The following is a 21019-nucleotide window of genomic DNA, read 5'->3' on the forward strand; positions in this document are numbered from 1 at the left end:
GACAGGCTCAGGGACCGCCTCAGACCAGCGACTCCCGCCAGGCCGCGTGCAGCTGCGCGAACCGCCCGGTGCCGGCGATCAGGTCGCGGGGCGTGCCGTCTTCGACGATGCGGCCGTGCTCCATCACCAGAACACGGTCGGCGATCGCGACGGTCGACAGCCGGTGCGCGATGATGATCGCCGTGCGGTCGGCGAGCAGGGTGGTGAGCCCCTCCTGCACGAGCCGCTCGCTCGGGATGTCGAGCGACGCCGTCGCCTCGTCGAGGATCAGCACGACGGGGTCGGCGAGGAACGCGCGGGCGAACGACAGCAGCTGTCGCTGGCCCGCCGACACCCGGCCGCCGCGCTTGTTCACGTCGGTGTCGTAGCCGCCGGGCAGCGACTCGATGAACTCGTGCGCCCCGACCGCCTTGGCCGCGTGCACGATCTCGTCTCGAGTCGCGTCCGGCTTGCCGAGCGCGATGTTCTCGGCCACCGACCCGGAGAACAGGTACGCCTCCTGCGTGACCATGACGATCGCGCGACGCAGGTCTTTCGGGTGCAGGTCGCGCAGGTCGATGTCGTCGAGGGTGACCCGGCCGCTCGACGGGTCGTAGAACCGCGCCATCAGCTTGGCCAGCGTCGACTTGCCCGCTCCCGTCGAACCGACGAGCGCGATGGTCTGCCCCGCCGGAATCCGCAGGTCGAACTCGGGCAGGATCACCCGGTCCTTCTTGTACGCGAACTCGACGCCGTCGAAGTTGACCGCACCGCTCGCCGTCCAGAGGTCGACCGGCGACACGGGGTCGGGGACCCCCGGCTTCTCCTCGAGCACGCCGGAGATCTTCTCGAGCGCCGCGGCCGCCGACTGGTAGGAGTTGTAGAACATCGCCATGTCCTGCGCCGGGGCGAAGAACTGGCGCGTGTACAGCAGTGCCGCGAGCAGGGCGCCGATCGCGAGGCTGCCCGCGGCGACCCGCAGGCCGCCCGCGACGAGCACGACGGCGAGCGCCACGTTGCCGATGAGCACCAGCCCGGGGTCGAAGATGCCGAACAGCTGGATCACCTTCGAGTTGACGTCTCGGTAGTCCTCGACGAGGTCGCCGAACTCCTTCTCGTTGCGTTTCTCCTTGCGGAACGCCTTCACCGCGCGGATGCCCGTCATGGTCTCGACGAACTGCACGATCAGGCGGGCGGATGCCACCCGGGTGCGACGGAACAGCTGCTGTGAGCGCTTCTGGAACCACCGTGTGAGGAACGCGAGCGGCACGAGCGCGCCGAACAGGATGAGGCCGCTCACGCCGTCGACCCAGAACATAGCCACGGCCACGAAGACCATGTACAGCGCACCCTGCACGAGCTGGTTGATGCCCGAGTCGAGCAGCTCCTTGATCGAGTCGAGGTCGCTGGTCTGGCGGGAGATGATTCGGCCCGAGGTGTAGCTCTCGTGGAACTCGAGGCTGAGCTGCTGCGTGTGCAGGAACACCCGTGTGCGCAGGTCGAACAGGATCGCCTGGCTGATCTTCGCGGTCAGCACCGTGTACCAGGCGATGAGCACCGCTCCCACGACGCCGGCCACGAGGTAGGCGGCCACGATGAGGCCGAGCGGCATCCAGTCGCGGCCGTCGAGCAGCGCCGGCAGTCCCTTGTCGATGCCGTAGGCGACGAGTGCGGGGCCGGCGACCTGCGCGGCCGTGCTGATGATCACGACGATCATCGTCAGGATCACCCGCGCGCGCTCCGGCCGCAGCAGCGACCCGAGCAGCCGCAGCGACCGCTCGCGGATCTGCTTGCTCTCGGCCTTGGTGAAGTCGTTGCGTTCTTCGCCCTCGACTCCCTCTACTCCGGCGATGCTCATGCGCCCACCTCCTCGTCTGTCTCGTCGTTCGTGAATTGCTCGTCGGCCCGCTCCCGTTTCTCCTCGTCTTCGAGCGACGAGATCACGAACCGGTAGTGGTCGTTTGTGGCGAGCAGGTGCGAGTGGGTGCCGACGGCGGTGACGCGTCCGTTCTCGAGCAGCGCCACCCGGTCGGCCAACGTCACCGTCGACGGACGGTGCGCCACGATGAGCGCGGTGGTCGACGCGAGCACCTTGCGCAGCGCGGCCTCGACCAGCGCCTCCGTGTCGACGTCGAGGGCCGACAGCGGGTCGTCGAGCACGAGCACCGACGGCTTGGCGGCGACGGCGCGCGCGAGCGCGAGTCGCTGGCGCTGCCCGCCGGAGAGGCTGAGCCCCTCCTCGCCGACCTTGGTGTCGAGGCCGAACGGCAGGTCGTAGACGAACCCGGCCTGCGCGATCTGCAGCGCCTCGGCGAGTTCCTCCTCGGTCGACTCGGGCCGGCCGAGCAGCACGTTGTCGCGCACCGACGCCGAGAACAGCGTGGCGTCTTCGAACGCCATGGCGAGGTGGGTGCGCAGCTCGGTGCGGGTGAGGTCGCGCACGTCGACGCCGTCGATGCGGATCGCGCCTCCGGTCACGTCGTACAGCCGTGTCGTGAGGGCGGTGAGCGTCGACTTGCCGCTGCCGGTGATGCCGACGACGGCCATGGTCTCGCCGGGCTCCAGCTCGAGGCGCACCCCGTCGAGGATGTCGGCGCGGTCCAGCGGGGCATCCTGATACCTGAAGTGCACGTCGTCGAAGACGAGGCGTCCGAGCGGCTCGGCGACCGTCTTCGGGTTCTCCGGGTCGGTGATGGTGTTCTCGGAGTCCATCACCTCGAAGAAGCGGTCGGTGGCGGTGCGGGTGTCGAACGTCATCGAGAGCAGGAAGCCGATCGACTCGACCGGGAAGCGCAGCACCGTCGCGGTGGCGAAGAACGCGACGAGCTCGCCGACGCTGATCTGTCCGTCGGCGGCCAGCCACACCCCGCCGAGCAGGCAGAGCGCGAAAGTCACGTCGGGCACGAGCAGCAGCCAGAGCCAGATGCCCGCGATGGCGCGGGCCTTCTCGATCTCGGTGCCGCGCAGGTCTTCGGCCTGCGATGCGAAGTTCTTCAGCGCGTGCTTGCCGCGGCCGAACGCCTTGAGCACCCGGATGCCGTGCACCGACTCCTCGACGGTCGTGGCGAGGTCGCCCGACTGGTCCTGGCTGCGACGCGTGACCGTGGAGTACTTGTTCTCGAACAGGTAGCCGTAGATCCACAGCGGGATCGAGCAGACCATGAAGGTCACGCCGAGCACCCAGGAGATGTTCACGAGGAAGACGAATCCGACGAGGATCATAACGACGTTGACGACGAACAGCACGAGGCCGAAGGAGATCCAGCGGCGGATGAGCCCGAGGTCGCTGACCGCGCGGGAGAGCAGCTGGCCGCTCGGCCAGCGGTCGTGGAAGCTCACCGGCAGGTCTTGCAGTTTGGCGTAGAGCGCGTTGCGCATGCGCGCCTCGATGTGCGTTCCCGGGGTCAGCACGAACCAGCGGCGCAGGGCGATGAGCACGGCCTCGAGCACGCCGAGGGCGAGCACGAGTGCGAACGCCGGCCAGACCTGCGACGAGTCACCCGTCGCGAGCGGGCCGTCGACGAGCTGACGCAGCACCTGCGGGATGAGCAGCGCGACGACCCCGGCGACGAGCGCCGACGCCATGCCGAGGTAGATGCGCGGCAGCGCGGGCTTGGCGTAGGGGTAGAGCCGGCGGATCGACGCGAAGGTTCCCCCGCGCTGTTGCGTGTGACCCGTGGGGGTCGGTGTTGCAGACATAGATGTGTCCCAGAGTGTCGGGCGCGACCGGTCGGGCGGTCGAATGGGTGGAGAAATTCGGTCGTCTCCGCGATGCGGCGGAGACCGTGGTCGGGCTGGTGCAGTGCCCCGACGGCGGAGGAGAGCCGGCTAGATGCCGGTGGACCGCGGATGTCCCGGGGCGCGGCGGACGGCCATGACAGTGCCGGATGCCGCGATGGTGCGCGCCGTGGCGGTGACTGTCTTCATGGTGTCCTCCCGGGGTTGTGGCTCTCGCCGGTCGATCACACGCGCGGGTGGCGGTGGTGCCGGGACAGCCCTCCAGAATAGACCGTGGATTCGCTGGGAGGCAAGCTTTATCCAGGACCTCGTCCGTTCGCGCGCAGCGCCGGAGGCGGTCAGCCGGCGGCGGGGCGTTCTCGCGCGAATCGTTCGAGCAGCTCGTTCACTTCTTCGGGATGGTTCTCTTGAGGACTCCACGAGGCCGGCACGTCGATCGCGATGAGCTGCGATTCCGTCGGGGGCCGACCGTGCCCGTCGTAGAGGGCGAGCGCCATGAGCCGGTCGGCGTACCCGTCTGCGTCCGGCGACTGGCTCCACGCGAACCCGGTGTAGCCCTGTCCGACGGCGAGCGGATCGAAGCCCCAACGCTCGACCCGCGCCTGCGCCTCGTTCGCCACGGTCTGATCTGCCCGCGCCGCGCGCCGCTTGGCTCTGCGCACGACGAGCAGCACGATCCCCGCACCGAGCGACAGCGCCAGCGGCACGGCCAGCTGGACGGGAGGTCCGGCAGGTCTGATGGCGTCGCAGTCTGACTGGCTGAGCAGAAGGTTGTCCGGGTCGCTCAGCGTCGCGAGGCACTGCTCGTAGGTGAAGTCGCCGTTGTCGGGCGCGGACTGCGCCATCGACGAGACGAAGATCTGAACGAGCAGACCGAGCGCGAACAGGCCGGCGAGAACGAAGGCCGCAATGGACGCGGCCAGGAGGCCGGTCTGCTTCAGGCGCGCGGGATGCTGTCTGACACGCTGTTTCTCGCCCTCGGGGATCTCGGCCTGCGCGCGGCCGATGGCGCGCGCCCATCCCTGGAGCCATTCAGAATCACGATTGCGCAGAAACTGCGCAAGCCTGAACGCCGGGTCGCGCCATGCGAGGAAGGCGATCCCTTCCGCGGACTGCCGCCACATCGAGAACTGGTGCCACGTCGCCTGCTCCTCCATGTTCTGCTGGCGCTCGGCCATCGCCTGCTGGAGTGCGAGCTGCTCCTCCGCCGCCCGCGCAGCGCGCGCTGCCTGGAACGCCGTCACAGCCTGGAAACCGGCACCGACCCACGCGCCGGTCGCCGCGCTCTGGGTCGCGCGGGCGGTCGTGGCACCGGACTGGGCGGACCGGGTGGCCGACTGCTCCGTGGCCTGCATGCTGCGCTCGATGTTGTTGAGAGAGTTCTTGACGTCTCGGTTGTACCTTGGCATCGCTTCGATCTCTCTTCTGGTTCGGTGTCGCCGTACTGCTGCGACTATCGGGAGCTAGAGCGAGCCGGTTAGGGGCGCACGCGTACCGAGAGGCAGGTGACGCAGCCCTCGAGTTTCTCGAACTCGCTGATGTCGACGACGACGACGCGGTAGCCGAGGCTCTCGACGAGCGCGGCGCTCTGCGGGGCGGACGCCGCCATGAGCACCGTGTCGTCGGCGAGCACCACCACGTGCGCGCCGGCCTCCTCGGGCATGGCGAGGAACCGGTCGAACACGGCGGGGTCGTCGACGAGCGGCGGGTAGCCGATCACGGTCCCGTCGGGCAGGGCGGTGACGGCGCTCTTCAGGTGCAGGACCTTGCTGACCGGAACAGCCACCACGGTGTATCCGCGACCCGACAGGATCGCGCGCAGCTGGCGGATCCCCTCGGCGTTGGTGCGTCCGCCCCGACCGACGTAGACGGTCGGACCGACCTTGAGCACGTCGCCGCCGTCGAGGGTTCCCGGCGCCTCGATGCGGGCGATGTCGAGGCCCAGTGCGGTGACGGATGCCTCGGCGGCCACGATCTCGCCGCGGCGGCTCTCGTGCCCGGGGTTCGCGATGACTGCGAGCCCGTCGAACACGACGACGGCGTCTTCGACGAAGACCGAGTCGGCCAGGTCGGGTGCCGCGTCGACCTCGACCGTGGTGAAGCCGTTGTCGGCGAGGGCGGCGACGTAGTCGTCCCACTGCGAGTCGGCGAGGTCGGTGTCGATCGCGGCGCGGTCGATGTGGGTGACCACTCCGTCGGCGAGGTTCGGCGAGGGCGGGCGAACGAGGGCGAACCGCTCCGTGCGCGGCGAACCGGTCGGTCCCTCCAGGGCCGCCCAGACGCGACGGCCGAGGGTGGCCGTCGCGACGACGCTCGTGACCAGGAAGACGAGGTTGACCGTGAGCAGGGTGCCGACGAGGGGTGCGGCGATGTCGGCGGTGATGGTCGCACCGGCCGCGACGGCGCCGACGAGCGAGCCGACGAGGGGTGCGACGACTCCGGCGACGACTCCCGAGGCCAGGGCGGTGTACCAGAGCCGGAGCGCGCCGACGAGGGCGAACAGGAAGTAGATCACGAAGGCGAGGAGCGACGCCGGCAGGAAGTAGCTGTTCATCTGCCCGAGGCTCTCGGGCGCGAAGCTGTTGGCGATCGAGAAGGCGAACAGCGAGGCGAGGTGGACGGTGAGCGCGAGCGCCGCCGCGGTCACGAGTGACGCGATGAGACGTCGGACGATGGGGAGCATGGTGTCGAGCGTATCCGAGCGCGCCCGGTGATCGAGCCTGTCGAGATCCTTGCCTCGACAGGCCGACCGACCGTATCAGTGGAAGAAGTGGCGCTCCCCGGTGAAGTACATCGTGGCTCCGACCTTCTTGGCCGCCGCGATCACGTCTTCGTCGCGGATCGACCCGCCGGGCTGCACGACGGCGCGAACGCCGGCCGCGAGCAGCACCTCGAGCCCGTCGGCGAAGGGGAAGAACGCGTCGCTCGCCGCGACCGAGCCGTCGGCGCGGTCGCCGGCGCGGCTGACCGCGAGCTCGCAGGAGTCGACACGGTTCACCTGGCCCATGCCGACGCCGACGGATGCACCGTCGTTCGCGAGCAGGATGGCGTTCGACTTCACGGAGCGCACTGAGCGCCAGGCGAACTCGAGGTCGGCGCGTGTGGCGTCGTCGGCCTCTTCGCCCGCCACGAGGGTCCAGGCGCTCGAGTCGAACGCGTCGTAGTTGTCGACCGACTGCACGAGCAGCCCGCCGGAGATCTGCTTGAACTCGATGGTCTCGCGCGCGAAGTCGGCAGGCAGCTTGAGCAGGCGCAGGTTCTTCTTGGTCGACAGCAGCTCGAGCGCGGCAGGCTCGAAGTCGGGGGCGACGACGACCTCGGTGAAGATGCCGACTATCGACTCGGCGGCGGCGAGGGTGAGGGTGCGGTTGGCGGCGATCACTCCCCCGAATGCCGACAGCGGGTCGCACTCGTGCGCGCGCTTGTGGGCAGAGGCGATAGCGTCGCCCGAGCCGCGCGCGACGGCGATGCCGCAGGGGTTCGCGTGCTTGATGATCGCGACCGCGGGCTCGTCGAAGTCCCATGCCGCCCGAACCGCGGCGTCGGCGTCGACGAAGTTGTTGTACGACATCTCCTTGCCGTGCAGCTGCTCGGCCTGGGCGATGCCCGTGCCGTTCTCCTTCACGTACAGGGCGGCGGTCTGGTGCGAGTTCTCGCCGTAGCGCAGCACGTTCTTGAGGTCGGCGGTGACGGTGAAGGTGTCGGCGACCTCCGAGTGTTCGGCCGCTGCGGTCTCTGAGCTTGTCGAAGGGTTCGAAGGGTCAGAAGCGCCCGCGGGCGCCACGTTCTCGGCGAACCACGACGCGACTGCCGCGTCGTAGGCGGCGGTGTGCGCGAACGCCTCGCTCGCGAGCGCACGGCGCTGGTCGAGGGTGGTGCCGCCCGCGGCGAGCGCGTCGACGATCTGCGGATACGAGGAGGGCGACGTGACGATCGCCACGTTCGCGTGGTTCTTGGCCGATGCGCGCACCATCGCCGGACCGCCGATGTCGATCTGCTCGATCGCGGCGTCGCCGGTGACGCCCGCGGCGATCGTGGCGACGAAGGGGTAGAGGTTGGAGACGACGAGTTGGAACGGGGCGATGCCCTGGCTGGCGAGCTCGTTCTCGTGCGACTCGAGGCGAAGGTCGGCGAGCAGCCCCGAGTGGATCACCGGGTGCAGCGTGCGCACGCGGCCGTCGAGCGACTCCGGGTAGCCGGTGACGTCGCCGACCTCGGTCACGGGCAGACCGGCCGCCGCGATGGCCGCCGCGGATCCGCCGGTCGACACGATCTCGACGCCCGCGGCGGCGAGCGCGGACGCGAGCTCGACAAGCCCCGTCTTGTCGCTCACAGAGACGAGGGCGCGCGTGATCTCGACGACGTCGCGCGGGCGGTACAGGGCTGGGTCGTGCGTGGGGCCGCTCATGCGAGTGACAGCTCCTTCAGGTCGATGTGTCCATTGGCGATGTCGAGAACGGCCTGCACGAGCAGTTCGCGTTCGACGACCTTGATGCGGTCGTGCAGGGTGTGCTCGGTGTCGTCCGGCAGAACGGCGACGCGCTGCTGGGCGATGATGGGCCCGCTGTCGACGCCGTTGTCGACGACGATGACGGATGCGCCCGACTGCGTCACGCCGGCCTCGATCGCGTCGCGGACGCCGTGCGCCCCGGGAAACTCCGGGAGGTATGCGGGGTGCGTGTTGATGAGGTTGGGGCTGAGCGCGCTGACGACGCTGGGCGGCAGGAGTTTCATAAATCCGCTCAGCACGACGAGGTCGGGCTGCCAGACCTGGATCTGCTCGAGCAGCGCCTGACCCCACGCGTCGCGCGACTCGAAGTTCGACAGCGCGACCGAGAAGGTGGGGATGCCGAATTCCTCGGCGTGCTCGAATCCCTCGGCGTCGCGGTCGGCACCGACGGCGACGACACGGGCGGGAAACTCGGCGTCCTGGGCGGCTTCGAGCAGGACGCGCAGGTTCGAGCCTCCGCCAGAGATGAGTACGACCAGCGATAGCACGAGAGACAGCCTATCGCGGGGTGATCGGCGAGCTCTCCCCCGGGGTGCCGGCGCTGGTCGGAGGAGCCGAGGGCGTCGGCTCGGCGGTCGTCGGCGTCACAGTCGTCGTCTTCTCGGCCGTGTGCTCGGCCGGGGCGGTGCGCGGCGCCGCGAGCAGGCCGATGGTCGCGGCGACGCCGATCTCGAGCGCCGCCCAGAGTCCGACGGCGAGCGCGTCGGGGCCGACCATGGCGAGACGTCCCGGTCCGGCAGCCCCGGATGCGGCTGCCGACAGCAGCCCCAGCACGAGACCGCCGACGACGCCCATGCCGAGGCCGGCGCCGATGAGCCACCGGAACGGCGGCCGTCCGCCGAGCGACTGCACGAGCCCGGGGCGCAGCAGCGCGGCGGCGAGGAAGCCGACGACGACCGGGGCGAGCAGGCCGACGAAGCCGAACGACGACTCCCCCGAGGGCAGCGCCCCGAGAATCGGTATCGCGGGCACCGGCCCGAGGGTCGTCGCGAGCGGGCTCACCGACGAGCCGACGCCGATGGCGAAGCCGGGGCCGACGAGCCAGGCAGCGACCCAGATGACGAAGGTGGGGATGAAGGCCAGCTGCGCGAGCGTGAGGGCCGCGCCGCCGAGCACCTCGGTGTGCAGGCCCTCGTAGAGACGCACGACGCCCGCGTAGTTGATCGCGACGAGCACGGCGAGCAGCACGGCTGCGACCGTCACGACGCCCATGGCCGCGGCGAGTCCCCCGCGCAGGGCCGTCGCCGCCACCAGTCGGACGGTGCGCGGCACTGCGGCCAGCCAGGAGGTGATCCTGGCGCGGATCGGCTTGATCGCGGCATCCGTCGCCGGCACGCGCGCGCGCAGCGATCCGACGACGACGGCGACCGCGAAGATCAGGGTGGGCAGCAGTGCGCCCTGCACGATCGAGGGACGGGCGAGCGGATGCAGCGCGCTCAGAGTGACCAGCAGCGAGAGAACGCCGAACGTGCCGATGGCCGCCAGTTCCCCGAGCAGCAGGTGCTTCGTCTCTGCGACGCGGCGGCCGGCCCGGAGTCCGAGCAGCACGGTGAGCAGGGCGAAACCGAGGATCGCGATGGTGACCCGGAACGCGGCATCCGCCCCCGCCAGTCCGAGGGTGGCTGCTGTCGCCGGGTCGAGGGTGAAGATCGCGTCGACGCCGTGTCCGAGCAGCCAGATGTCGACCGACGCGCGCCAGAACACGATCCAGTCGATCTGGAAGCCGAACTGGGCGGCCCACATGATGGTGAGCGGTGCGAGCGAGATCCCGATCCCGATCGCCACGACGAGAGCCGCCTCGAAGGCAGCGAAGAGGGCGGTGAGCGAGCGATTCATACCCGAGCGAGCGTACCCGCGCGCGGCCGTGAATCCCGAGTGCCGCGCCCCGGACCCGGCACGCGGTCGGCCAGCACGCCGGTCGTCGGCACGCCGTTCGTCAACACGCCGTTCGTCAACACGCCGGTCGTCGACACGCCGTTCGTCAACACAGCGGGTCGGCCTTCGGCACCGTGCCGTCGATGAGGTAGTCGTCGACAGTGGTGTCGATGCAGTCGTTGCCCTGGCCGTAGGCGGTGTGCCCCTCGCCGGCGCGGGTGACGAGCACGCCGCTCGCGAGCTGGTCGGCCATGGCCTGCGCCCACGCGTACGGCGTCGCCGGGTCGTTGGTCGTGCCGAGCACGAGGATGGGCGCCGCGCCGTCTGCGACGATCGCGTGCGGAGTGATCGCCGACGGGTAGGCCCAGTTCTGGCAGGCGATGTCGATGTGCGCCCAGTCGCCGTAGCTGACGTACTCTCCCACGGTGGGCGCCGCCGCCTCGATCGCCGCCATCGTGGCCTTCGTCGCCTCGAGGCCGCCGGTGTAGGTTCCGTCGAGGCAGGTGGCCGCGGTGTAGACCGCCATCGACTGGTCGGCGTAGGTGCCGTCGTCGTTGCGGCTGTTGTACGCGTCGGCGAACTGCAGCGCGAGGGTGGCGTCGCCCGCGCCGAGCTCGGTGAGCATCTGGCTGAGCGCGGGCCACGAGCCCTCGTCGTAGAGCGGGTACGCCAACGCGGTGCCGAGTGTCGACGCGGTCAGCTGGCGGCCGTCGTCGGACTTCAGCGCCCGTGCCTCGACGCCGGCGAACAGCTCGCCGGCCTGCGCCAGCGCCGCCTCGAGGTCTCCGACGAACGGGCATGCGGTGGTCGACAGGCAGTCGGCGATGTACGCCCGGAACGCGTTCTCGAAACCGGCCATCTGCACGGTGAACGTCTCCGACGACGGTAGCGACGGGTCGATCGCGCCGTCGAGCACCAGCCTGCCGACGTTCTCGGGGAAGAGCTCTGCGTAGTGCGCGCCGAAGGAGGTGCCGTAGGAGAAGCCGAGGTAGTTGAGCTTGGAGTCGCCGAGCACGGCACGCAGCATGTCCATGTCGCGGGCGTTGCTCTCGACGTCGATCTGGCCGAGCAGCGGGCCGGTGTTGGTCGCGCACGCGGCGGCGAACGCCTTCTCGCGGTCGACCTGCTCGGCGTACCAGGCGTCGGAGCCGGCGGGGTTGGCGGGCACGCCGTAGAGGAACTCGTCCATCTCGGCGGGGCCGTAGCACTCGACGCCGGTGGACTGGCCGACACCGCGGGGGTCCCAGCCGACGATGTCGAAGTTGTCGCGCAGGTCGTCGGAGGTGACGAACTCCGCCGCCTGCTGCACGAGCTCGACGCCGGAACCTCCCGGTCCGCCCGGGTTCATCAGCAGTGAGCCGACGCGTGTCGGCGAGTCGGTGGCGAGGCGCACCACGGCCAGCGAGATGTCGCCGTCGTCGGGGTTGGACCAGTCGATGGGCGCGGTGACGGTCGAGCACTCCATGCCCTCCGGCTCGCAGTCGGCCCAGTCGATCTGCTGCGAGTAGAACCGCTCGAGACCGGCGGGCGCGCTCATCGTGGGGGCCGGCGGGGCGGCGATCCCGCATCCGGTGAGCAGTGCGACGGCGGCCGCCGTGGCGAGGGCGGCGAGGGTTCTGGTCGTCATAGATGCACCCTAGCCGTCACGGGCGACGCGGCGAATACACTGGCGTGTGCCTGAATCCGTCTACCAGCGTGTGCTCGGATCGCAGTACGACGCCCTCGCCCCCGAGCTCCGCTCGTACTTCTCCGCCCTCGACGCCGGCACAGTGGGCCGTGGCACCGGCGTGTTCGACGAGGCCGGGTCTCGGCGGCCTCTTCTCACACCGGTCTTCGCCTTCCTGGCCGGGCGGCGCATCCTGTTTCCCGAGTCCGGCCGCGACGTGCCGTTCACGGTGACCAACATCCCGGGGCCGGGCGAGGGGCTCAGCGCCCGCCGCGAGTTCCACCTCCCCGGCGTGGATCGCGTTATGCAGGACACGATGCACGTCGTCGACGGCCGGCTGCACGACTTCCTCGGGCGTCGCGGCGGCCTCGAGGTGCGCCTCGACCTCCGCGTCGTCGACGGGGCGCTTCACATGCGCTCCGACCGCGCCTGGCTGCACCTGCGCGCGCTGCGCCTGCCGCTGCCGGGCCTGTTCAGCGCCCGCGTGCGCCTGACCGAGAGCTGGGTCGACGGCCACCAGCGGGTAGACGTGCGGATGATTCATCCGCTGTTCGGCCACATCTTCGGCTACACCGGCGCCTTCACCTACGCCCGCGTCCCCCTCGACTGACCCTTCTGCCAAATGAAGGAGATTTCTCCCGAGAGGGCCGCGCATCGGCGACTTCGTGTTACTCGACGCCCGGTTTTCCTTCATTTGGCAGCGAGCGCGCTGGGTTAACGACGGATGGCCCGCCGAAGCGGGCCATCCGAGGTAGCTGGTTACAGAGCGGCGAGCACCTCGCGCATGAGGGCTGCGGTCTCGCTCGGCGTCTTGCCGACCTTGACCCCGGCGGCCTCGAGGGCCTCCTTCTTGCCCTGTGCGGTTCCGGCGCCTGCCGACACGATCGCGCCGGCGTGGCCCATGGTCTTACCCTCGGGCGCGGTGAATCCCGCGACATAGGCGACGACCGGCTTGGTCACGTGCGCCTTGATGTAGTCGGCGGCGCGCTCCTCGGCGTCTCCGCCGATCTCGCCGATCATCACGATCGCCTTCGTCTCAGGGTCGGCCTCGAACGCCTCGAGCGTGTCGATGTGCGTCGTGCCGATGATGGGGTCGCCGCCGATGCCGATCGCGGTCGAGAAGCCCAGATCGCGCAGCTCGTACATCATCTGGTAGGTCAGGGTGCCCGACTTCGACACGAGGCCGATCGGTCCCTTGCCGGTGATGTTCGCGGGGGTGATGCCCACGAGCGCCTCGCCGGGGGTGATGATGCCGGGGCAGTTCGGGCCGATGATGCGCGTGGTGCCGCCCTTGGCCTTCGCGAGCGCCCAGAACTCCGCCGCGTCTTGCACGGGGATGCCCTCGGTGATCACGACGACGAGCGGGATGCCCGCCTCGATGGCCTCGACGACGGCGTCCTTCGCGAACACCGGCGGCACGAAGACGATCGACACGTCGGCGCCGGTCTCGGCGATGGCCTCGGTGACCGAGCCGAACACGGGCAGCTCGACGCCGCCGTCGTGCGTGACGGTGGTGCCTGCCTTGCGGGCGTTGACGCCGCCGACGACCTGGGTACCCGCCTTCAGCATCAGTGCGGTGTGCTTGGTGCCCTCGCCGCCGGTGATGCCCTGGACGATGACCTTGGAGTCTTTGTTGAGATAGATCGACATTTACTTGTTCCTAGTCCTTCAGCGAGCGGCCAGCTCGGCGGCCTTGTCGGCGCCCTCGTCCATGGTGGTCGCGAGGGTGACCAGCGGGTGACCGGCCGCGACCAGGATCGCGCGCCCCTCTTCTACCTTGTTGCCGTCGAGGCGCACGACGAGCGGCTTGCTCGCGGTGTCGCCGAGCACGGCGAGCGCGCCGACGATTCCGTTGGCCACCGCGTCGCACGCGGTGATGCCGCCGAAGACGTTGACGAAGACGCTCTTGACCTGCGAGTCGCCGAGGATGACGTCGAGACCGGCCGCCATGACCTCAGCGGATGCTCCGCCCCCGATGTCGAGGAAGTTGGCCGGCTTCACGCCGCCGTGGCGTTCCCCCGCGTAGGCGACGACGTCGAGGGTCGACATGACCAGCCCGGCACCATTGCCGATGATTCCGACCTCGCCATCGAGCTTCACGTAGTTGAGGTCGTGCAGCTTGGCCTTGGCCTCGAGCGGGTCGGCCGCCTCTGCGTCCTCGAGGTCGGCGTGGGCCGGGTGACGGAAACCGGCGTTCTCGTCGAGCGAGACCTTGCCGTCGAGGGCCACGATGTCGCCGTCCTCGGTGAGCACGAGCGGGTTGACCTCGACGAGCGTCGCATCCTCACCCTTGTAGACCTCGTAGAGCTTCACGAGAACCGGGGCGACCTTGTCGATCAGCTCGGCGGGGAAACCGCCGGCGATCACGATCTTCTTCGCGGCCTCGAGGTCGATGCCCACGGTGGGGTCGACCTCGATCTTGGCGAGGGCCTCCGGGCGTTCGACCGCGAGCTCCTCGATCTCCATGCCGCCCTCGACGCTGCACAGCGACAGGTAGGAGCGGTTGGCACGGTCGAGAAGCACGGAGAAGTAGAACTCCTGCGCGATGCGTGCGCCTGCGGCGACCATCACGCGCTTGACGGTGTGGCCCTTGATGTCGAGGCCGAGGATGGCCTCGGCGGCAGTGAACGCGTCTTGCGCGTTGTGCACGACCTTCACGCCTCCCGCCTTGCCGCGGCCGCCGGCCTTGACCTGAGCCTTCACGACGACTGTGCCGCCGATCTTCTCGGCTGCTGCTTGAGCTTCTGCTGGGCTGTCGGCAATGATGCCGGCAAGTACAGGCACGCCATAGGACTCGAAGAGGTCCCTAGCCTGGTACTCGAAAAGATCCACGGGGCATATCCAATCGCACGTCGGTTTAGCTGGAAGGCCGGGTCATCTCGACTTCGAGATAGTTCGATGTCAAGAGACTTTGACCACCAAAGACTCTACCCGCTCAAGACCGGGAGCTTGCCCGCGTCAGTTCTGCGAGGGCTGCTCCTGCAGCTCGAGCTTGAGCACCTCGTCGGATTCCGGGCCGCCCGTCAGCGCGCACACGCCCGTCGCCGTGATACTGATCGACGGCTCCTGGCCCTCCGCCTTGAGCGCCGCCTCGATCTGGATCGCCGCGAGCGAGGCCTCGCTCGTCAGCTCCGTCACGACGCGAGTGTCGGTCGACGAGTCATCCACTGTCGACGTCCAGCCCTGGGCCACGAAGCTCGCGGCGAGCTCGTCGGCCACGGCGTGGATGCGGGGTGCGGTCGAGTTGGTGATCAGGATGCTCATGCCCGAGCTCCACGACCGTTCCAGCCCGGAGGGGTCGGAGTCGCAGGCGACCGACACGTCGCTCGACTGTGCGACCTCCTTGAGCACGATCTCCGGCAGCCGCGACGACGCCTCGTTGCGCAGCAGCTGCGCGTACGACTTCGACTGAGCGAGAGTCACCTGGCTCACCGCCTCCGGCGACTCGGCGCCTCCCGCGCTCGCGCATCCCGCGAGCGCGACGAGAACGAACGCGGCAGCGAGCATCCCCCCTATTGTCTTTCGGCCCCCACCGACCATGAACGCACCCCTTTTTATGGCTGTAAGCCAGCACCGTATCGATGCAAGGTGAACGCGAGGTAGCGCGTCGGGGGCGTGGGGCTACTTGACGATCTCGAGCTTCTTTACCTCGTCGGACTCGGCGCCCTCCGTGGCCACGCACGGTCCCTTCGAGGTGATGAGCAGCTTCGCCGGGGTGGCCGCGGCGAGGTCCTCCGTCGTGACGGTGAGTCCGATGGTGGCGGCGGATGTCTCGCTCTTGAGTCCCGTGTAGGTGACGGCGGATGGCGCGCCGCGTGAGGCAATCCAACCCTGCTTCTCGAACGAGGCGATGAGCTCGTCGGCGACGATCGACGCGCGCCAGGCGCTGCCCTCCTTGAGACTCACCTCGACGCTCGACGTCCACGAGCGCGAGAGGCCGAGCGGGTCGGCGGCCTCGGTCTTGCAGGCGACAGACAGGTCTTCCGTCTCGTCGACGTTCTCGACGATGAACTCGTCGATGCGGCTCGCAGCCTCGTTGCGCAGCAGCTGCACTGGCGACTTGGTCTGCGCGAGAGTGAGCTTCGACCCTCCGCCCGAACCGGCGGCGCCGGAGTCGGTCGCGCAGGCCGTGAGGCAGACGAGTGAGAGTGTTACGGCCGCCAGACCAGCGGCAATTCGAGTGTGGTCCCCCCAGACCATAACTGCACCTCTTCGGTAATAGCGACGCGTGGGTCGCTGTTCATCGACGGTTCTAGGCAACCGTTCGTGGAATTTACCCCGACGTCATCAGCGGTTGTGAAGAACATAGCAGCGCGCGAGGTGCCGAAACCGGCACCGGATACCCCAGTGCTGGGGGCACGTCAGCCCGTCTTCTCGAGCTTCTTCACCTCTGCCGATTCGGCGCCCTGCGTCTCGACGCACGGTCCGTGCAGCTCGAGGTCGATCGTCACCGGGTCGGTCGCGTCCGACTCCAGCGGCGCCGCGGCGTCGGGGCGGTGGGCGGAGACGCGGATCTCGCTCGTCGACCCCTCGCGGCTGAGCTCGACCGAGTGGATGCGCCCGCCGGCGTCGATGGGGGTCAGCGTCCAGCCCTGGTCGACGAACGACTGTGCGAGTGCGTCGACGATCGCGTCGACGCGCCAGATGGCGGCGGCTTCCACGGTGACCTGGGCGTCGGAGTGCCACGAGCGGCGCAGGCCGAGCGGGTCCTCCGACTCGGTGCGGCACCGCACCGACGCGTCGAGGGTCTCGGTGACAGAGGCGATGGCGGCGGGCGGGATGCGGCTGGCCGCCTCGTTGCGCAGCAGCTGCACGGGAGACTTGGTGTCGGCGAGCGTGGGTCCGTTGCCCGTCGTGGGTGTCGCGGAGCACGCCGTCAGTCCGACGAGCGACAGACCGACCACCGCGAGAACCGCGGAAAGCCGAACGTGGTTCCCCCGAACCATAAGCACACCTCTTCGTATCGACAGACCGTTACAACGCCTCACGAATTTAGCATTTCTCATGCTGTTCAGACGGCGTCCATCTACTAAGTCTGTACCCCAGTGCTGGGGGTCTACTCGCGACCCTCGAGCTTCTTGACGGCGGGCGAATCGGGGCCTTCCGTCTCCACGCAGGGTCCGTGCACCGAGAGCTCGATGCTGACCTCCTCGACCGCGGCCACGGTCGTGGTGGGCGACGCGTCGGGGTCGGGCCGGTTGGCGGAGATCTGGATCTCGGCCGGAGAGGTCTTGCTCGAGAGCAGCAGCACGTGGCTCGTCGGGCTTCCACCGAGCGGCCTCGCGGTCCAGCCCTGATCGACGAACGACTGCGCGATGGCGTCGGCGACCGCGTCGACGCGCCACACGCTCGCGTCTTCGACGAGCACCCGGGCGGTGGAGTGCCACGAGCGCATGAGGCCCTCGGGATCCTGGTCTTCGGCGCGACAGCTCTTCGACACGTCTTCGGTGTTGGTGACCGACTCGATGGTCGCCGGCGGGATGCGTCCGGCGGCCTCGTTGCGCAGCAGCTGCACGGGAGACTTCGTGACGGCGAGAGTCGCGGATGTCGGCGAGTCGACGGTGTCGCAGCCGGAGAGTGAGAACGCCAGTATGGATGCCGCGGCGACCACAGACCACGTGCGTAGGTGTGCGGCCACAACGTCCCCCAGTCCTCCGACCGGCACCAACGCTGGTCGAGCAAAACTCTAACAGCGCGCGCCCGAGCCCACCGGCCCCAGTATTGGGCACACCCGTGCCGTGGAGGGGCGAGACTGGAGCGGTGACCCTGCGACTGCGCGACATCTCGAACGAGGCGATCCTGCTCGCCGGCGGTGCGCGCGCCATCCTGCTGCAGGTCGCGATGCCTGCGGTCGGCCGCGGCGTCGCCGACCACAGCGACTTCACGGCAGACCCGGTGCGCCGCCTGCGCAACACGCTCACCTACCTCTATGTGCTGGTGTACGGAACACCGCAGGAAGTCGAGCGCATCACCGGCTACGTCGACCGCGCCCACGCACCCGTGCACTCGGACGAGGGCTCGCCCGCCTACGACGCCTTCGACCCGCACCAGCAGCTGTGGGTCGCCGCGACGCTCTACGACTCCGCCCTCACCGTGTACGGGGCGGTGTTCGGAGAGCCGGGGGCGGATGACGCGGAGTCGCTGTATCGGCAGTACGCGGTCATCGGCACGGCGCTGCAGATGCCGGCCGAGCTGTGGCCGGCTGACCGCGCGGCCTTCGCCCGGTACTGGCGGCAGAGCCACGCGCGACTGCGGGTCGACGAGTCGGCACGCCGCATCTGCCGCGACCTCCTGTACCCCGGCACGGGCCCGCTCTGGTTGCGCGCCGCGATGCCGGCGATGCGCTTCTTGACCGCCGGTTTTCTCGACGCCGACCTGCGCTCGTCGTTCGGCCTGCCCTGGGACCCGCGACGCGAGCGGCGGTTCGAGCGCACACTGCGCCTGCTCCGTCTCGTCTATCCGCGACTGCCCGGATGGGCGCGGCACTGGCCGGCGCGGCACTACCTCACGACATTCCGCTCGGCGTCGCCTCGGCGCTAGCGCGAGGCGCCGCTGCTCGAGCAGCGCGCTCTACGGCCCGTATCGAAACCCGTGAGAATCCCCTCCCGCGTTCGCGCTACTCGACCTTCTCGATCGGCGCGATCTTGATCAGCAGGCGCTTGCGCCCCGCCGTGTCGAACTGCACTTCGGCGACCCGCTTGGCGCCCTCGCCGGTGACGGCGGTGACGCGTCCGTCGCCGAAGTCGGTGTGCCTGATGCGGTCGCCGGCGCTCAGTTCGAGCGCGCTGTTGTCGCGCACCACGTTCGTGACCATGTTCGCCCACTGCGTCTTCTCGCGCGGCTTGCCCGGCGGGAGCGCGGCGGCCTCGCGCAGCGACGACCCCCACGACGAGCCGTCGCGGCGCGCGTTCAGCGCCCGCGGCTCGGTGCCGCCGCGCGAGTTCGCCATGCCGGGCGACTGGCGCCACTCGATGAGGTCGCTCGGGATCTCCTGCAGGTAGCGGCTCGGCATGGCCACGTTCACGTTGCCGTACGCGGCCCGGGTCATGGCGAGCGAGATGAACAGGCGCTTGCGGGCGCGCGTGATGCCCACGTAGAACAGGCGGCGCTCTTCGGCAGGTCCGCCGGGCTCCCCCGCCGACATGCGGTGCGGGAGGAGGTCCTCCTCGACGCCGGTGAGGAACACGGCCTCGTACTCCAGGCCCTTCGCCGTGTGCAGCGTCATCAGCGACACGGTTCCGCTCGAGTCATCCAGATCGTCCGCGGCCGCGACGAGCGAGACCTCGGTGAGGAAGTCGAGCAGCGTGCCATCCGGATTGTTCTTCTGGAACTCCTTGGTCACCGCGACGAGCTCTTCGACGTTCTCGGCGCGTGCCTCGTCTTGCGGGTCGCGGCTGGCGCGCAGCGACTCGATGAACTTGGTCTTCTCGAGCAGGGCGGTGAGCACGTCGGCGACCGGGGCGGGGCGGGCCTCGGAGCCCTCGGGCGGGTACACCTTGGCCATGACCTCGTCGAGGATGCTGCCGAACTCGAGGATCTCGCCGGTGACCTTCGGGCCGAGCCCGAGCTCCCCCGCGTGACGCACGGCCTCGCGCAGCGACATCTCGTGCGCGTCGGCGTACACCTGCAGCGCGGTCTCGGTCGCGGGTCCGATGCCTCGCTTGGGCACGTTCATGATGCGGCGCAGGGCGAGCGGGTCGGCGGGGTTGGCGACGGCGATGAGATACGCCATCGCGTCCTTGATCTCCGCCCGCTCGTAGAACTTGGTGCCGCCGAGCACCCGGTAGGGCAGCGCCGAGCGGATGAAGATCTCCTCCAGCGCGCGGGTCTGCGCGTTGGTGCGGTAGAAGACGGCGATGTCTTTGTAGTCGATGCCCTCGTCGTGCATCTTGGTGATCTCGTCGGCGATGAACTGCGCCTCGTCGTGCCCGGAGTACCCGGTGAAGCCGATGATCTTGTGGCCCTCGCCGATGTCGGTGAAGAGCTTCTTGTCTTTGCGGTCGAAGTTGTTCGAGATCACGGCATTGGCCGCGTCGAGGATGTTCTGGGTCGACCGGTAGTTCTGCTCGAGCAGGATCACCTTCGAGTTCGGGAAATCGCGCTCGAACTCGACGATGTTGCGGATGTCGGCGCCGCGGAACGCGTAGATCGACTGGTCGCTGTCGCCGACGACGGTGAGGGATGCACCGGGGATGGCACCCATCGCATCGCGCTCGGTCTTCACGAGGCCGCCGGCCGACTCGACCTCGTCGGCGATGTCGGGCGTGACAGGCCGGGTGAGCTCGTGGATGAGGGAGTACTGGGCGTGGTTCGTGTCCTGGTACTCGTCGACGAGGATGTGGCGGAACCGGCGGCGGTAGTGCGCGGCCACGACAGGGAAGGCACGGAAGAGGTACACCGTCTGGCCGATGAGGTCGTCGAAGTCGAACGCGTTGGCGCGGCTCAGCGCCTGGGTGTAGCGGCGGAAGATCTCGAGGAACATGACCTCGGCGGGGTCGTTGAAGTTCGCACCCCGCGCGTAGCTCTCGACATCCTGCAGCTCGTTCTTCAGCTTCGAGATCTTGCCCGACGCGCTCGAGACGGTGAACCCGTAGGTGTCGGCGTCGAGCTCCTTCAGGATGCGCTTGAGCAGGGCGCGGCTGTCGGCGGAGTCGTAGATCGTGAAACTCTTCGTGAAGCCGAAGTGCTCGGCCTCGCGGCGCAGGATGCGCACGCAGGCCGAGTGGAAGGTGGAGATCCACATGCCCTCGGCCTGGTTGCCGACGATGTGGTGCACGCGCTCGCGCATCTCGGCGGCTGCCTTGTTGGTGAACGTGATGGCGAGGATCTGGCTGGGCCACGCCTCGCGGCTCTGCAGCAGCCCGGCGATGCGACGGGTGAGCACGCTGGTCTTGCCCGAGCCGGCGCCCGCGACGATGAGCAGCGACTGGCCGCGGTACTCGACCGCCTCGCGCTGCTGCGGGTTGAGGCCTTTGAGCAGGGCGTCGTCGAAGGCTCCGTCGCCGGTGGGCTCGGGGTCGATGATGTTGGGAACGAAAGACATTTGCCCCCAATTCTACGCGGCGCCTCCGACGCCGCCGCGGCGTCTCGCCGCCCTCCCGTGCTGCCCCGTGCTGCCAAATGAAGGAGACTTCGGCGAGGAGGGCGATCTGGCCGCACGAACGTGTGACCAGGTACCGACTTCTCCTTCATTTGGCAGAAGCGACAGGGGAGTTCACAGATTTCGGATGTCGCGGTGGCCAGCATCAGCC

At 69.1% G+C, this 21019-nt stretch carries 17 protein-coding genes; 2 read left to right on the plus strand and 15 right to left on the minus strand.

Annotated features, from left to right (window positions below; genetic code table 11):
- Positions 1-19 precede the first annotated feature (19 nt).
- The 8 genes from ABIE21_RS11090 to ABIE21_RS11125 all read right to left on the minus strand — a co-directional run bounded on the left by ABIE21_RS11090 (position 20) and on the right by ABIE21_RS11125 (position 11729).
- Complete coding sequence (locus ABIE21_RS11090) at positions 20-1837, minus strand: ABC transporter ATP-binding protein (RefSeq protein WP_354024879.1); 1818 nt, start codon at positions 1835-1837, stop codon at positions 20-22.
- Complete coding sequence (locus tag ABIE21_RS11095) at positions 1834-3678, minus strand: ABC transporter ATP-binding protein (protein WP_354024880.1); 1845 nt, start codon at positions 3676-3678, stop codon at positions 1834-1836. The genes ABIE21_RS11090 and ABIE21_RS11095 overlap by 4 nt, the downstream gene beginning before the upstream one ends.
- A 377-nt stretch (positions 3679-4055) precedes the next feature.
- Positions 4056-5126, minus strand: coding sequence for a hypothetical protein (locus tag ABIE21_RS11100; protein WP_354024881.1), 1071 nt, complete (start codon positions 5124-5126; stop codon positions 4056-4058).
- A gap of 68 nt (positions 5127-5194) precedes the next feature.
- On the minus strand, positions 5195-6400 hold the full coding sequence (ddaH, locus tag ABIE21_RS11105; RefSeq protein WP_354024882.1) for a dimethylargininase: 1206 nt from the start codon (positions 6398-6400) through the stop codon (positions 5195-5197).
- Between the two features lie 75 nt (positions 6401-6475).
- Positions 6476-8125 (minus strand): bifunctional phosphoribosylaminoimidazolecarboxamide formyltransferase/IMP cyclohydrolase, encoded by a 1650-nt coding sequence (gene purH / locus ABIE21_RS11110; RefSeq protein WP_354024883.1) that lies wholly within the window; start codon positions 8123-8125, stop codon positions 6476-6478.
- Positions 8122-8715 (minus strand): phosphoribosylglycinamide formyltransferase, encoded by a 594-nt coding sequence (gene purN / locus ABIE21_RS11115; protein ID WP_354024884.1) that lies wholly within the window; start codon positions 8713-8715, stop codon positions 8122-8124. Before purN ends, purH begins: the two co-directional genes overlap by 4 nt.
- Positions 8716-8725: 10 nt before the next feature.
- Positions 8726-10063, minus strand: coding sequence for a cell division protein PerM (locus ABIE21_RS11120; protein WP_354024885.1), 1338 nt, complete (start codon positions 10061-10063; stop codon positions 8726-8728).
- 145 nt (positions 10064-10208) lie between these two features.
- Complete coding sequence (locus tag ABIE21_RS11125; RefSeq protein ID WP_354024886.1) at positions 10209-11729, minus strand: alpha/beta hydrolase; 1521 nt, start codon at positions 11727-11729, stop codon at positions 10209-10211.
- Positions 11730-11775: 46 nt separating this feature from the next.
- Here ABIE21_RS11125 and ABIE21_RS11130 point away from each other — a divergent pair, with 46 nt between their 5' ends.
- Positions 11776-12378 (plus strand): DUF4166 domain-containing protein, encoded by a 603-nt coding sequence (locus ABIE21_RS11130; RefSeq protein ID WP_354024887.1) that lies wholly within the window; start codon positions 11776-11778, stop codon positions 12376-12378.
- A 149-nt stretch (positions 12379-12527) separates the two neighbouring features.
- Here the strand turns inward: ABIE21_RS11130 and sucD are convergent, their stop codons facing one another.
- From sucD to ABIE21_RS11160, 6 genes are all read right to left on the minus strand, one after another.
- Positions 12528-13418, minus strand: coding sequence for a succinate--CoA ligase subunit alpha (sucD, locus tag ABIE21_RS11135; protein WP_354024888.1), 891 nt, complete (start codon positions 13416-13418; stop codon positions 12528-12530).
- Between the two features lie 18 nt (positions 13419-13436).
- Positions 13437-14600 carry an ADP-forming succinate--CoA ligase subunit beta gene (sucC, locus tag ABIE21_RS11140; protein WP_354024889.1) on the minus strand — a complete coding sequence of 388 codons (1164 nt, stop codon included), beginning with the start codon at positions 14598-14600 and terminating at the stop codon, positions 13437-13439.
- Positions 14601-14726: 126 nt separating this feature from the next.
- Complete coding sequence (locus tag ABIE21_RS11145) at positions 14727-15275, minus strand: hypothetical protein (RefSeq protein WP_354024890.1); 549 nt, start codon at positions 15273-15275, stop codon at positions 14727-14729.
- A gap of 114 nt (positions 15276-15389) precedes the next feature.
- Positions 15390-15968: a hypothetical protein gene (locus ABIE21_RS11150; protein WP_354024891.1), complete on the minus strand. Its 579-nt coding sequence runs from the start codon at positions 15966-15968 to the stop codon at positions 15390-15392.
- 161 nt (positions 15969-16129) lie between these two features.
- Positions 16130-16714, minus strand: coding sequence for a hypothetical protein (locus tag ABIE21_RS11155; RefSeq protein ID WP_354024892.1), 585 nt, complete (start codon positions 16712-16714; stop codon positions 16130-16132).
- A gap of 110 nt (positions 16715-16824) precedes the next feature.
- Entirely contained in the window at positions 16825-17406 is a 582-nt protein-coding gene (locus tag ABIE21_RS11160; RefSeq protein ID WP_354024893.1) for a hypothetical protein, read from the minus strand.
- 122 nt (positions 17407-17528) lie between these two features.
- Here ABIE21_RS11160 and ABIE21_RS11165 point away from each other — a divergent pair, with 122 nt between their 5' ends.
- Entirely contained in the window at positions 17529-18308 is a 780-nt protein-coding gene (locus ABIE21_RS11165; protein WP_354024894.1) for an oxygenase MpaB family protein, read from the plus strand.
- A gap of 76 nt (positions 18309-18384) precedes the next feature.
- Here the strand turns inward: ABIE21_RS11165 and ABIE21_RS11170 are convergent, their stop codons facing one another.
- Positions 18385-20811 carry an ATP-dependent helicase gene (locus tag ABIE21_RS11170; protein WP_354024895.1) on the minus strand — a complete coding sequence of 809 codons (2427 nt, stop codon included), beginning with the start codon at positions 20809-20811 and terminating at the stop codon, positions 18385-18387.
- Between the last annotated feature and the right edge of the window lie 208 nt (positions 20812-21019).

Origin of the sequence: Conyzicola nivalis, from assembly GCF_040548875.1 — a bacterium.
GTDB lineage: Bacteria > Actinomycetota > Actinomycetes > Actinomycetales > Microbacteriaceae > Conyzicola > Conyzicola nivalis_A.